Source organism: Ignavibacteriota bacterium, from assembly GCA_013285405.1.
Lineage (GTDB): Bacteria > Bacteroidota > Ignavibacteria > Ignavibacteriales > Ignavibacteriaceae > IGN2.
Genome location: CP053446.1, coordinates 1,666,015 through 1,680,797 on the forward strand (window position 1 = coordinate 1,666,015; position 14,783 = coordinate 1,680,797).

Annotated in this window: 9 protein-coding genes; 2 read left to right on the top strand and 7 right to left on the bottom strand. The window is 34.0% G+C overall.

Annotated features, from left to right (window positions below):
• Positions 1–217 precede the first annotated feature (217 nt).
• From HND39_07235 to HND39_07260, 6 genes are all read right to left on the bottom strand, one after another.
• On the bottom strand, positions 218–889 hold the full coding sequence (locus tag HND39_07235) for a hypothetical protein (protein ID QKJ96094.1): 672 nt from the start codon (positions 887–889) through the stop codon (positions 218–220).
• Between the two features lie 210 nt (positions 890–1,099).
• Positions 1,100–2,440, bottom strand: coding sequence for an alpha-amylase (locus tag HND39_07240; GenBank protein QKJ96095.1), 1,341 nt, complete (start codon positions 2,438–2,440; stop codon positions 1,100–1,102).
• Positions 2,441–2,518: 78 nt separating this feature from the next.
• The gene (locus HND39_07245; GenBank protein ID QKJ96096.1) at positions 2,519–4,516 is read right to left on the bottom strand and encodes a hypothetical protein; all 1,998 of its coding nucleotides are present in this window, start codon (positions 4,514–4,516) and stop codon (positions 2,519–2,521) included.
• A 240-nt stretch (positions 4,517–4,756) separates the two neighbouring features.
• Positions 4,757–5,089, bottom strand: a complete 333-nt coding sequence (locus HND39_07250; protein ID QKJ96097.1) for a hypothetical protein — start codon at positions 5,087–5,089, stop codon at positions 4,757–4,759.
• A gap of 16 nt (positions 5,090–5,105) precedes the next feature.
• Positions 5,106–5,726 (bottom strand): hypothetical protein, encoded by a 621-nt coding sequence (locus tag HND39_07255; GenBank protein QKJ96098.1) that lies wholly within the window; start codon positions 5,724–5,726, stop codon positions 5,106–5,108.
• Between the two features lie 27 nt (positions 5,727–5,753).
• The gene (locus HND39_07260) at positions 5,754–6,482 is read right to left on the bottom strand and encodes an esterase family protein (GenBank protein ID QKJ96099.1); all 729 of its coding nucleotides are present in this window, start codon (positions 6,480–6,482) and stop codon (positions 5,754–5,756) included.
• A gap of 201 nt (positions 6,483–6,683) precedes the next feature.
• On the opposite strand from HND39_07260, the gene HND39_07265 reads away from it, so the two are divergent.
• A complete protein-coding gene (locus tag HND39_07265) occupies positions 6,684–8,207 on the top strand; it encodes a DUF1565 domain-containing protein (protein QKJ96100.1) in 1,524 nt (507 codons plus the stop codon).
• Positions 8,208–8,244: 37 nt separating this feature from the next.
• Here HND39_07265 and HND39_07270 read toward each other — a convergent pair whose 3' ends face one another.
• Complete coding sequence (locus tag HND39_07270) at positions 8,245–13,080, bottom strand: GNAT family N-acetyltransferase (GenBank protein ID QKJ96101.1); 4,836 nt, start codon at positions 13,078–13,080, stop codon at positions 8,245–8,247.
• Between the two features lie 346 nt (positions 13,081–13,426).
• On the opposite strand from HND39_07270, the gene HND39_07275 reads away from it, so the two are divergent.
• Entirely contained in the window at positions 13,427–14,773 is a 1,347-nt protein-coding gene (locus tag HND39_07275) for a DUF1800 domain-containing protein (protein QKJ97917.1), read from the top strand.
• Positions 14,774–14,783: the final 10 nt, after the last annotated feature.

Genomic DNA, 14,783 nt, shown 5'->3' on the forward strand with positions numbered 1-14,783 from the left:
GAGTTGGCGAAAAATTTTCTTTGCCATAGTCAAACAGCCACAGAGAAAAAATGGCGTTAGTAACTAAATTATAAAAATACCACGAGAAAAATATATTGAATGAAGAATAAAATGCCAAAGGCGATGAGCAAATTATTTATTGATGGATACAGGTTAATGGAAGTTGAATTATTTCATAAGTCAAAAGTTGAATATAAAAATTTATCAACAGTTACTATCAGTTGAAGTAGATAAGTACACCAATCTGAGCAGCTATGAAATTAATTTTTGATTCGTTCACAGCATAAAAAAAATCATTGTTGGCAAACCGGATAGAATTTCTGTCAAGAACACCCACTTCTGATGTCATCAGATATCTACCTTTTAAGTCCAGAAAAACAGATCCATTTCCTTCTTCACCGCCAATTAAAAACTTAAATCCGCCACCAACACCAAAGCTCCATGCCCAGTCATCAACAAAAAGAGATACAGGAAGATAATCCAATGTAAAAACCTGTGAATGTGAGTAAATATAACTTCCCCCGAAAAAAGATTCGATATATGGTCTGACAGTTCCTCCGGTTGGTGCAAGTTGAAAAACCAAATGAAGATTGGAAAAGTTATTAGCCATATTATCACTCAAAATAGTCTCCCCTGTGTAATAATCAGTAGCCCAGAATAACCCCTGTGAAAAAAAAGAAAAACTCAGACCGATGCCAAGCGGGTGTTGTTTGGAAGGAGTAAGTAAAAGTAGCTCCAGATTTCCACCATAACCAGGTTCATCATCAAATAACCTGTATTCATTTATCGGGAAAGCTGTTGTAAAATACAGACTCGCGGAAGGCTGTGCGCTCAGATCAGTTAGCTGAATAAAAATTGTTAACAAAGTGATTGTAAAATATTTTTTCATTGCATTCATCCTTTATCTTCGTGCCGATTTTCAAAATCCTTGCCGGGATAATTGATAAACAATATTTCAACTAACAAATGAAAAGCTTATGTACAGAAAAAAAATAAGGTTATTGAGGAATGATATTAATCACAGGATGGATCAGTGTCTAATGAATAGTTCATTGTCAATTACGGAAAGCAACAGTTTGTTAGAATGCAGCACAAGTCTTTATCTGATATATAGTCTGTATTCCCAGGGATTTAATTTAAACGATTCTCTTTCAGAAAATGTCTCAAGTTTTCCGGAGAAATAGTTTCTGAATGAACCTTGCATGTTCTCTCCGCTTATATCAACTTCAGCAGTATTATTTGTAAGATTAAAAACCGCGAATATTTTATCTTCATTATTGCTTCTTGTGAAAGCAAGTACACTTTTATCATCGCTGCACTCGGCATATATCATTTCACCACCTTCTATTCCATTCCAGAGAGCTTTGTTAACCTTTTTTAATTGGAGTAATTTTGAATAAATATTGAACATTGGATGTTCTTTCCAGTCAACGATATCTTTTTCAAAAAAACTGAGTCGCTTATTATTTCCTGCTTCCTGTCCTGTGTAAACCAGTGGCATATCAGGAATAAGACAAGTCAAAACTGCAAATGTTTCTGCTCCATCACCGAGCCTTTCGAACACAGTTCCGTTCCAGCTATTCTCATCATGATTTGAAGTGAATTGCATCCTGAATGCATTCTCAGGAAATTCCAATTCATTTTTATTTAGATGAGCAATTAAATCTACTACCGACTTTTCTTTTTTTGCTATACCATTCATTACATTAAGCGTACCCCAATCATATGTCATATCGAATGCAAGATGCATTTCAGGTGTATCCCATTCAGCAAGCATAAAAACATTTTTGATTTGCTCCAGTTCAGTTCTTGCTTCAATCCAGAAATCGATTGGAATCATTCCTGCAACATCACACCTGTATCCATCTATATCACATTCTTCAACCCAGAATTTTAATGCATCGATCATTGCTTCCCGGAGTTGTCCGTTGTGGTAATTTAGGTCAGCCACATCTGTCCAATCAGGATTTGGTGAGATAATATTTCCCAGAGAATCAGTAGTATAAAAATCCGGGTGTTCAATAATCCAATGATTATCCCAGGAAGTGTGATTAGCAACCCAGTCGATAATGACATACATACCCATTTTGTGAATCAACTGAACCATGTTTTTAAAATCTTCCAGAGATCCAAACTCCGGATTAACAGCTTTAAAATCTTTTACAGAATAATAACTTCCAAGCGTTCCTTTCCTGTTTTTTTCGCCGATAGGATGAATAGGCATAAACCACAATATGCCTGCTTCAAGTTCTTTTAGTCTTGGTAAATGTTCCTGGAATGATTTAATATTTCCCTGTGCAGTAAATTGTCGTAGGTTTACTTCATATATAGATTTGTTATAACTCCATTCAGGCGGAGTAAAATTTTGCGCAGAAGTATTGAGCGAAATAAATAATAAGCAAAATACATAAGTCAGATTCCGGATAAATTTTTTACACATAACAATTCCTGCTTCTTTTTTAATAATAAGGAATTTATAAAAGTTAATTTATGAAATGTAAAAGTAAACGGATAAAATCTAAAGTTTGATCCAATTAGGATTATGAGTATCGATGATTTTTTCTTTGGTTTTACTTTGATTTGTTAAATTTTGAGTAGTTACAAAATCACGCTTTAACTTTATTAGTTCTTGCTCCTGTCTTATCATTTCTTTAATCTTCGAATACTTATCAACTATTATCTGTTGTTTATTTATTTCTTCAATTAGCTTCTGCTTCATTGACGCAAGTTTGTTGATGGCAACCCTGTGCTCTTCATGTTCAACTTTAATTTTATTTACTGACTCGCGGAGTTCTGACAGATCATTTGCAGAGTCACTGATCTTTTCTTTCAGGTTGTTCAGCACCGAATTATTTTCTTCAACTTCCTGTTCGAGTGCAATCCTGCGATTAATCAAATCTGTGGAATAATCTGTATCACTGTGCAGCAAATCATTCAATGCGTTTTCAAATTCAGTCAGCTTATTTTCAGTAATTTCATTTCTGGTGATTGGGACTGAATCCTGACTATACTCATCAATGAAATTTTTATTGATTAAAAGTAATTTCTTTTGTTCACCTAAAAATTGCATCAGTTCTTCAAACAAAGAAAAATTACTTTTCCCCGCATTGAGCATATTTTCCATTTCTTCAAGCGAGGATTGTTTTTCTTCTATCAACTGTTCTTTCTCAATGATTGTTTTAATGTTTCTGCGAATCTCTTTTTCGAGAGCAGATTTTTTGCTGTTCATTTCGTTGATTGTTGAACTATAATATTGAATAATACCTGTGAATCTTTTTGCAGATTGTCCGCTTCCGTTTTCAATATCATTTTTAAGCTGAGATAAAACGGAAGTTGTTTCTTTTAATTCTTTTATAACCTCTTCAAGATTTTCTTTTTCACCCTGCCTGGAAATTATTTGTGAATCAAGTTCCATTTTTACATGCTTCTTATTCTCGATATCCTGAAACAAATTATTAAATTCTTTGTCAAGAACATTAAGACTATAATCGAGATCCGAAAGCCTTGATGTTGCTATTTCAATTGAGTCAGTTAAATGTTTTAACTGAGTACTTCCGGAATTAATTTTCTCAAAAAGTTCCTCGTTCTCGTTCTTCAAATTATTTAAAGACCACAATTTAGCTTTACAATCCTCATCCAATGATGTCAGCCGAGCTTCTTTTGCTTCTATCTTAATACTCAGTTCGTGAAGAAGCTCTTTCTTTTTTGCTTCCAAAAAGGTTAGCTGTTTTATAGAATTATTAATCTCAGCTTCATTAACGGTCAGATGACTTTTCTCTTCAATCTGTTTCTCTAATTTTTTCAGTTCACTTTTTTTATCGGATAAATGATCAATTATAACTGATTCCTGATTACGCAGCTGGTTTATTTTTATCTGAAGTTCTTCGGCAAATTTTAATTTTTCTTCATTTTGTCTTATCAGTGCAGAAGTTATATCGTCATTCTGCTCCTGAGAAATTGCTTTCTTTCTTCCAATAAGAATACTGATTTCTTCTTTTTTCCTTTCAACTTCCTTCGTAAGAGCATTTTTAATCCGGTTAACCTCTGAAATTTTCGAATTGAGTTCATCCAATCTTTTCCTGAATTTCAAAGTTTCTAATGCCACTTCGTTTTTTCTTTTTTCTGCGGAGTCAATTTCTTTATAGATAATATTTTTTGCTTGTTCGAGATTATCGTTGTTGGATTTCTCAGAAAATTTTTTTGAAGATGCTGTGATACTCTCCAGTGCCAAAAGCTGATTTTGTTCTGAGAGCTTAATATCTCTCAACTCTCTTATTTCTGAAGATATTTTGTGCAGTTCAGTATTTAGCTTTGTCTTCTGGTTTTCAAGAACATCAAGTGTCTGTGCGGTTTGATTCTTTTTTAAAGTAATATTTGCGTATTCAATACGGGATTTTTTGATTAGCTCCTCGAATTGTTTAAGCCGGTTTTCCTTATCAGCAAAACCTTCAAGCAGTTTTTTTAACTCTTCGTTTTCGCTTTGAAGTTCTTTTATCTTTTTGCTATTTAAGATCAAAATTAAATGCCCTCCTGATCCTGCTCAGATATGTATTCAATTTAAGAGTTTCTGCATATAATATTAAATACAGGAACATAATTATGTTGAATGCCTTTTAGAGAAATTTGTTTAAGCGTTGTTTAAACCTAAATACTAAAATGATTATAAGCAATAATGAACATATAAAAGCCAACGGGAAAAAATTCTCGGGATTGAGCAGATGCATAAAACAACTTATTTGTTGAATTATATTTTTGATTACAGTTTCCCTTCCTTGTAGAGTTTTCTGCGATGTAGTTTTTGAATCTGTCTGTCAATTATCATTTGGGCGAGAGAAGCAGGGATAGAATCTCTGTTCTTTCCGGAAAATAATTCATTCAGCTTTCTTTCGTTTATGTCAATGCGGTAAAGTATGTTTACAAGAACATCAAATTTTTCTTCAAGTAGTAGTTTGATTTTTTCCGTGAGATATTTTTTGAATTCTTCAAGCGAATTCAAATCAATTGAAGGTATCAGCGAATTGTCATCATTGATTAAAAAATCTTTTTCGACAAACTTTTCAATTTCATTAAGTGACTGATGGTCTTCCATTGAACGCAATTACTTTTTAATGTTTAGATTGTTTCTGAAGATGCAGCACTTTGATAATTCTAAATGAGCCATAAGCAACAAAAGGTGCTACAAAAACATCAACAGAATAATGAACGTGTTGAAGAAGTACAGCAGAGCCCACGAGAATAGTTGCAGCTAAAAAAATAGTTTTCAAATACTTGTTTTCTACCAGAAGGAAAAGCAAAAACAATGTTCCTGTATGTCCCGAGAAAAACAAATCCTTGGTTAAAATTTCACCCTTTCCAAAAAGTTGTACAAACGGATCATGGAGAAGAATAATTTTATCGGGTGCATTAAACGGAGTTAGATACATTGCAATTCCTCTCAGGAATACCATTAATACATAAGTTTGAATTGCAATCATCAACTTCTCCGGCTGTTTAATTATATTCAATAAAAATAAAATAATTGAAACATAAATCAGCGCAAAGGTCGCCCAGGTCAGATCAATTGGATTAAAAAGCCGAAGTAAAGGATCATTAAGAACAACACCTTCACGCAGTTCAATCAAAGAAAGGAATTGTGAGAATAAAAGTAACGTAGGAATAGTTACAATAATTGTAACAATAAATTCAATTCTGCATTTGCGATCCTGAAAAAAACTACTCCAGCTCATTGTCAGAAATTTTATCGTTAGAAAATGTCAATTAAACTTGCTTAAAAAGAAAGGAAGCATTTGTCTCCAGGTTGGCCAATCGTGTTTTATATCATATCCCCACAGGTCAAGCCAATGGTTAACTCCTTTTGAATGTAAAATTTCTGATAATTTTCTTGATGCATTTGGATCTTCATAATCGCCCTGACCGGAGGCTATTATAATTTGTCCTTTCCTCATTTTTTCAAGCATATAATTATCATTCCAATGTGGTAAGTAATCAACTGGCGAATTGAAATAAACATTGTCATCAAAAAATCCTTTACTGTAAGTTTTCAGGTCATAACTTCCACTCATTGCAATTGTTCCGGAAAAAATATCAGGACGACGGAAAAAATTATTTGCAGCATGCAATGCACCAAGCGATGCGCCCGTTGTAATTATCGGGACTAATCCTTTAGAATGATTGTGAATGAAAGGAACAACTTCTTCGACAATATATTTGTTGTATTGCTGATGGCGCAGAGCTTTGTGAGCCGGATGCATATTGCTGTTGAGCCAGCTTTCGTTGTTAATGCTATTTATTGAATAAGCTTTTACTTTTCCTTCACCGAGAAACCAGCCGATAGAATCAATTAATTTAAATCTTTCATATTCTAAAAAATCTGCTGCTGCTGTAGGAAACATCAATAGTGCAAAACCATAATGTCCGTAAACAACTATTTCCATTTCTTTATTCAGATTCGGGCTGTACCAGCGGTGTATTTCTCTGCTCATAAAATTCCTATAAAATTGAACAATTAATATGAAAGAAAGTCAATTATTTAAAATTAAGCAATCTTAATGAACTTAAGAATATTAAATGATTGCGGACTGTTAATTGATAATTAAATGGTTAAAACATAAATTAAACTGAGAATTTAAAAATAAATGATAAGCTTCAGATTATTAAGATAAAATAAATTCCGGGGATCCAAAATGATATCAAATATTAACAGAGCATTTGTTACACTAACATTCCTTTCTATAATTCTTTTATCTGGATGTGAAGATGATTCAATCTTAAATAGCTCTAATAGTAATTTGTTAGATAAAATATTTGTCGATATTAATTCAAAAACCTTTGAGTTCGGGACAGAAGATTATCCATTCAGGGATATCGATAAGGCACTATCGGTTGCAGTTGAGGGAAGTGTTATTAAAATTGCAAAAGGCACGTACGCATTTTCAGATGGTAAATTGATACTTAAACCAGGTGTTTCCCTTGAAGGAGAAGATCCCTTCAATACTATTATTAAGGGAGATTTGATTGACGAAAATAATTCTTCTCTACCTTTGTATATAAATAATATAACTTTTGATAATCTAAAATTTGATCGTCCGCTTTACTCATCCAACAAATTCAATGAATTTATTATCAGTAATTGTAAATGTAATTCGATAAATGTAAGATTTGATAGTAATGATCCAGCAACTCTTTACTCATTCAGTATAACAAATAATGATGTTGCAGAAAAAATATATCTGCACCATGGCGATGGTTTATGGAACAACTTAAATTATATTAAGAAAAATCGCGTAGCAGGCGGTATATATTTAGAGAACGGAAAAAAATCTATCGTATATGTTGATTCTAATTATGTTGAAGGTGTAATTAAAAATACAAGTGGTGTTGAAACGGAATCCTATTTGCGATTCAATAATGTTCATGGTAGAATAATAGATAGCCTTGAATATTGGACTGATTGGGCTTCAAATATTATTTATAAAAATAAAATATTTTACGAACAATATTTTCCAGAAACCACTCTTTCAGCTATTCAACATTATGGCGCATCAGTAGGAATATTGGATAATCAAATAGATGTAATTTATGGAAGCGCAATAAATGTAGTAGTTGAATCATATGCAGGCTTGGAAAGAAATTCAATTCATATTGAACGGTCTTATCCCAATGCGGATTCCTCAAAAGTTTATTATGGCATGAAAATTATTTCAAACAAATGTGAAATACGGCAGAATTTTATACGGGGCGGTGATTTTGGAATTTACCTCAACTCAGAATCAAGTTTTGTTGATCGTAACCAGATCAACTCTGAATGTGGCATGTATACAAACAGCAATGGCGATTTTTTTGAGAATATTATATTTGCAAGTAAAGAAGAAGCTTTAGTTGTTGATGGAGCAGCAGGAAGGTTTAGTAATAATTCTTTTACAGGACATAGGTCTTCGATAAAAATCATTAATGCAAAAAATCTGGTGACAAATAATGTTATTGATTTTGGAGGCGGATCATTCAACAGCTATGGGAACAATATATTTATTTGTGAACTTGGATTTAATGTAGTTGTGGAATCTTGTTCTTCCACTGTGTCAACAATTTTTGCAAAGTATAATAAATGGAATCACAACACGGAATCGGATATAAATGAATTTGATATTTATGATGGAAATGATCAACCCGGGCTTAGCATAGTAAACTTTATGCCGTTTATCGAATAGTGCTAGGACTTAAAAAAGAAATGAGTAAATAGTATATTTACAATTCCTTCACCAACCCAGAATATTTTTTCTCAACTTTAAATCCGAATTTGTAGAAATATTCCGGTCTGAAAAATCCGGTTGTAACATATTTTATATGTTCGGTTTTTAATCTTTTGAGAAATTCATTCATCAGGTTTTCACTGATACCGGTTTTTCTATAACGTGCGGAAACAACAATCTTATCCATATGAACTGTCTGGTCATCGACCATTTCATAAAATAATCCACCGATAATAAATCCTCTTTCAGAAAGCGCGACTAGAAATTTATGTTCTGGTCTGAAGTTGACATTCAGGTTTGACTCCAGGAACAATGAATGAAGTCTGGAAATTTCTTTCGGCGAAACAGGACTTCTGATAAGGAACGGGTTCCCTTCTTCATCTGTTAATTGAATGACGAGGTTTGATGTGTCACCACCGAAACTTTCTGCACGTATTACAGCAGCCGAGTCTTTTGGTTTCAGATATGGATAATTCAATCTTGTCAAAAAGAATTTTTCCTCTTCTGAAAGATCCGGCAAAGAAAGAAGTTCCGAATAAAGCTGCTGTGATTTTTCAGTACCAATTTCTCCTGAACGTAATTTCTTGATGATATCTTTCAGTGAGTTTTTAATAATTACGGACGAGTCAACAAACGCAGTATCCAGAAAAAATTTTGGTCGGGTTGAAATATGTTCATTCTCATAATCAAATAATTGATAGGTCTCATAAAGTTCATAAAGCATTTGAGCCTGTGCATTGAGGTCAGCATCAGAATTTAGTTTTCTCCAGCGGTGAAATCTTTTTATTGCAAAGAAAAGATTTTTAGGTATGAAACCATCGGCAGTTATACTTTTAATAAATTCTTCTGCTCTGAAAAGTATCTCGCTTTTATTCTCAACTTCATTATCGGTTTTTATTTCAGCGATAAACTTTTTTATCAGATCAACAGATTTTTCTTCTCCTTCGCATTCAGTTATACCGGAAAAAATATAATTCCATATTGATTTCTTATCTAAAAAAGAATATTTCTCAAGAGTGTCTTTAATAAAAAGATTGTAGATGGTGATGAAAAATTCTTTTGGTGATGATGATTTGACTCTTTCTGAAACCGAGTAAAGCAGCGTTCCTGTTTGATAGTCATGTGTTGGCACAGTGATATTTTCAGGTTTGGGATTTGCAAGTTGTATTTTATAATTCGTAACTGTCCAGAAATTCATGTATGCAGCAGAAGTATTCCAAACAAAATAAGGCCAAAGTTCCCGTGCGCGCAGCCTGATCTCATCATCATTTTTTTTATTTTCTTTTTCCAGATAACGTGCAACACTGTCTCTTGATACAAAAGCTTCAGTCCAGATTTCATATTCTTCCCAGTATCCTCCAAAATGAGGAAGAAGTCTTTCGCCCGTTTTGTTCACTCCGGCGAGTATCAGCCATTTGATTTCTTCTTTTACTTTTGCCGGAGGTAGATTTCTGCTAAGATGAATGGTTAAATCAAAAGCTCCCTGAAATCTTGTTTGAATAGTAATTCTGTAAATTGATTTATCTGATCTCGATTCCAGATTGCTAATCCATATTCCTCCCGGCAGAATATCATCGAGCCGAATTAAAAATCCTCTTGAGAACATGAATACTGCTTCCCTCAAAACAGCAGTTTTTGACAGAGCATTTTTAATTCTTTGCCTGTCATCCGGGTCGATACCTTCTTCAAAAGAAATTACATCTTCCCAGTTATATTCATCACCTGTTTCAAGATCGATTGCTATTTTACTATTCGCACCAAGCCATTCTCTGAAACCAACAGTCAGTGAGTCAAGACTTGAATCAGCAAATTTTTTTATTCCTGCGTTATCTTCAAGTGTGGCAATACGCAGCAAAAATCTTCTTATTCTTCTGAATAGCTGCGGATGTGTTACTCCGTAAGCTGTTATCAATTCAAAATAATGAACGAAATTAGTTTGTTCAACCGAATCATCTTTATTTAATGTATTTACTTCACTGGAAATAAAATTTTCGATTGTCTCTAATCTTTTTTCTCCTTTTGAATTAACGGCGATGTGATGTGCGAGTTCAGAGTTAAGAATAAAATTATCCGCAATTAAAAATGAGTTGAACAGTTCGCCGAAATTTCTTTCATCAGACCCCCTGATGATTGATGTGAATTGTTTTCGTTTCAGGTCGGTGCTGTATATCAGATTCGTTCTTGAAAGAAGATTGAGAACCAGGCGGTAGTGCAGATTTTTTGGATCGTCGAGTATCTTGTTAAAATATTCTATTGCCTTAAATGAAATATTCGTATCATCAGACAAAAATAAATTGTAAGCGATGTGTATAGCGAGCAGAGAGTATTCTGAAGATTTTGTGATCTTATGAAATATGATGATATCTTTCTCAACAGCATGAGGCTTTTCAGCCATTGAATGAAACACGATTTGAGTTGTCTCTTTAATTTGCCGGTTCCACTGAACAATATAAACGCCTGTAAAATTTGTCAGTTCGTTGTTCCCGATCCACAGCAAAGGGTCAATAAAAAAAGTTTGAAGATCAATGAAATGAGATTTAATCGAATAATTAAAACTTCCGATTCTGAAAATATTTTTTTCTTCTTTTTTTGAAATCGTCAATGATAAGTTGAGCTTTGGAATGGAAATGCTTCTTTCATCAGAAACAACGTCTCTTCCAAGACATCCTTTTTCCCGTAAAAACCAATTTGGGATTTTAACTTCGGTTGTACCGACATAAACACTCGTTTCATTTTTAACATACATCGAATCGATGAGTTCTAAAAAATTATTTTCGATGACTTTCCTTTTGTATGTATGCTTTGGAGTTAACTCACCGTGTTTATCATCAAACTCACGATCGATCAATCTGAAATCAAGTATTCTCTCAAAAGGTGCAAGAAATTTATTTACAGAAACTATCAGTGAGGAAAAATATTCCTGCTTCTGTTTGTCATCCATATTATTCAGAATTGAACTATCATTTTGAAAGTTTGGATAGATGAGCACTGTGTTGAATGGTCTGTGATCACCAACGAGAAAAACCTGCCTTATGTTTTCAAAATCCCGGAATAGATTTTCAATCTTCTGAGGGGCAACAGTTTCACCCCGGATATTTTTGTATATCTCTTTCTTCCGATCAACGATCTCGATGAAACCATCTTCATCCATTTTCATAACATCGCCGGTAGGAAGCCAGCCATCTTCAGTGAAAGTTTCTTTGTTATCAATATCATAGTAACCAGGCATTACATACGGACCTTTAACAAGAATTTCACCATCATCACCGAGCTTAATTTCTATACCGGGCAAAGCTTTACCGAGTGAATTTGGTTTGTATCTTTTCCATGGTGTCATTGTAATTCCACCAGTTGCTTCTGTCATTCCAAAACCGCTCATCAATTCAACTCCATATTTCTGGAAGAACTGGAAAATATCCGGAGACAAATATCCTGCGGCAGATAATCCCCATTTCAATTCTCCTCCGGTTGCTTTGTCTAATTCATCTTTTATTTTTTGGTGTTCGTCGAGTTCAATATCAACTTTACTTGTGATGTATTCATAAAGCTGCATCCATTTTTTAGGAATACTGATGAATACAGTTGGTTTGGTAAGCTGCATATTTGAAATCATTGCTTCAACCGATGGATTTTCGAGGAAACAATATTCTGCAGCCCAGAAAACACAACCGGTCATTTCAAGATATCTGCCAAAAGTATGATAGAGCGGAAGAAAGCAAATAAATCTGTCTTCATCACCGATTTCAGGAATTGCCATTGCGCGGCAGAATCTTTTATAAACAATATTCATCTGGGAGAACATTATTCCTTTTGGTTCACCGGTTGTGCCCGATGTGTACATAATAGTTGCAAGATCATCAGTTCTACGTTCAAATGTAGCCGATGTTTCTTTAGATGAATCCAGAAATTCTTCAAAACTGATAACCCAATCCTCACTTGAATTTCCTTCGAGAAGTATTACAATTTTCAGTTCCGGCAGTTCATTCTTTATAGATTTAATTTTTGAAAGCTGTTTTTCATCGTGAGCAATTAATACAGAGGCTTTACTTTGTTGAAGTATGAATCGAATATGTTCAGTAACAGAATTTCCGGGAATCATCACATTGACAATTCCACCAGTCAGGCAGGCAAGATCAAGCAAAGCCATTTCAAGACAATTCTCAAGAAGGAAAGCAACCTTCTCTTCTTTTGTTATTATTTGATAAAGGGAATTACGATAAGAGTTTATAATTTTCACTGACGTTTCCCAGGAATATTCTTTTACCGAATTTCCATTTATAACTTTGAAAAGAGTTTTCTTTCCGTAATCTCTTAATCTCTGATCGAATAATATTTTTGTAGTGTAATTGCTTTTAACAATCAATTCGCGTATCAAAGACTCCCATCTTCCGTCAGAGCCGGACCTTAACTGTTTTTCATCGTAGATTCTTCTTAACAGAGAAGGGAAGCGGAAAAGGTTTAAATATTCGTGAATTAGTGGCTTAAGATTTTGATTGTACTTTTCAGACTCATTAACGAGAAATTCTCCAAACAGATAAAATGTTTCAGAATCAACATCACCCATAAATTGTTTTGCAAAATCTGGCTGTGCGGCAGCCACAAAAATTTTATGAAGTGCTTCTGCCTCATCAACACTCAAACTTCTTTTTGCAAGAGGAATTTGTTTTAAAGTTTCGGCAAATGCATCAAGCTGTTCGCTCAAATCTTTTTTATTTCGGTGATCTATCCCTTTTGGTAATGAAGTCAGTACGGATATAAATTTTTCAGCAACTGAAATTATATTATCTAAAATGCTGCCGGCTATTGTGAGAGGATTATGCTTATCTTCCACTATTCTTTAGAACTTAATTATTTGAAATAGTTACATTAAAATATGAATTTTAGAAAGAATAGTTTTGATAGTAAAGACAGTATTTAAGAGGATATTTTAGTCTGCAATAACGTCAAACCTTTCGATGAATACACCGTTTTTGTCGCACGACATTTTACATATTCTGGCAAGTTTAGTCGGAAACAGTTACAGATGTGTAAATTGAAGCGAAATAAAATTTCATATTTGCCAACCCTCAACTATTAGTTGTTGGCATACTATTTACAAATAAGATTTAATTAAAATTATAAATCTGAAAAAAATTAAGCGAGGTATCCAGGTGGAAAACGCTAACAACTTTAATAAGATCAGTGTCTGGGATGAAGATGCAGCAAGACACATTCTTGCACGATCACTGTTTGGTTATAATAAACAGGATGTTGAATTTGCACTTTCGCATACATTAGATGATTTTGTAGATAACTTTCTTCTTGCAAATCAACCCACACCACCGCAGCCTGCTGATTGGGTAAATTATCCTACCAATGAAAACACTACTGAACGAACAAGAGAATTAATTTATTGGTGGTACAACCTGATGATTACACAGGGCTATTCTCTTCGCGAAAAAATGGTTCTCTTCTGGCATAATCACTATGTAAGCGAAGTTTCTAAAGTAAGTTTGCCGCAAAGAATGTACTGGCAGAATAAATTACTTCGTGATTATGCAATGGGGAATCTTATTGATTTTACAAAAGCTGTTACTATCGATCCCGCAATGCTGATTTATCTTGATGGAATACGAAACAGAAAAGGTGCACCGAATGAAAATTATGCAAGAGAGTTGATGGAACTATTTACTCTTGGAATCGGCAACTATACAGAACAGGACATACAGGAAGCTGCAAGAGCGCTAACAGGATGGCAGGTAGATGGTCTTACTTCATATTTTAATGCAACCCGATTTGATGATGGCACAAAAACATTTTTAGGTCAGACTGGAAATTTTATTCACACCGATGTTGTTGATATAATTTTTACTCAGCCTGCTGCCGCGGTTTTTTTCAGCAGAGAGCTTTACCATGAATTTATGCACGTTGCCGTTGATGAACCCAGTGTTCAAACAATGGCGCAGATTCTGCGCGAAAATAATTATGAACTGAAGCCGGTACTTTCCACTTTACTTAAGTCAGTAATGTTTCATACAAACGAAGTAAGGGGTGCAAAAATTAAAAGCCCGACAGAGTTATTGCTCGGTCCGATGCGTCAATTTAATGTGGGAACTCCTGACTTTGTTTATGTCAGACAAGTTGCTTCTCAGATTAAGCAGGAACTTTTCTCTCCACCGAATGTAAGCGGCTGGGATGGAGATAAAGTATGGATTAACACAACATCACTTCCTGCAAGGAATATTTATACAGATGCTGTTATTAATGGTAAGAAACCGGGAGGAGAAGATTTAACATTTCAATTAAACCTTGTTGAATATGCAAGAACTTTTCCAAGCGCTGAAGATGCTGTTCAGCTAATAGCAGATATTTCAAAAATATTTTTACAATATCCGTTAAGTGATAACAGGAAGGAATATCTGTTAACTACACTACTTGATGGTGCAGAGGTTTATGATTGGTCAACTTCCGATCCGCAAGCTGAGAATAGGTTGAAACTATTTTTCAAAGCTTTAATGAGATTATCAGAATACCAACTTTCATAATCAGGAAGAC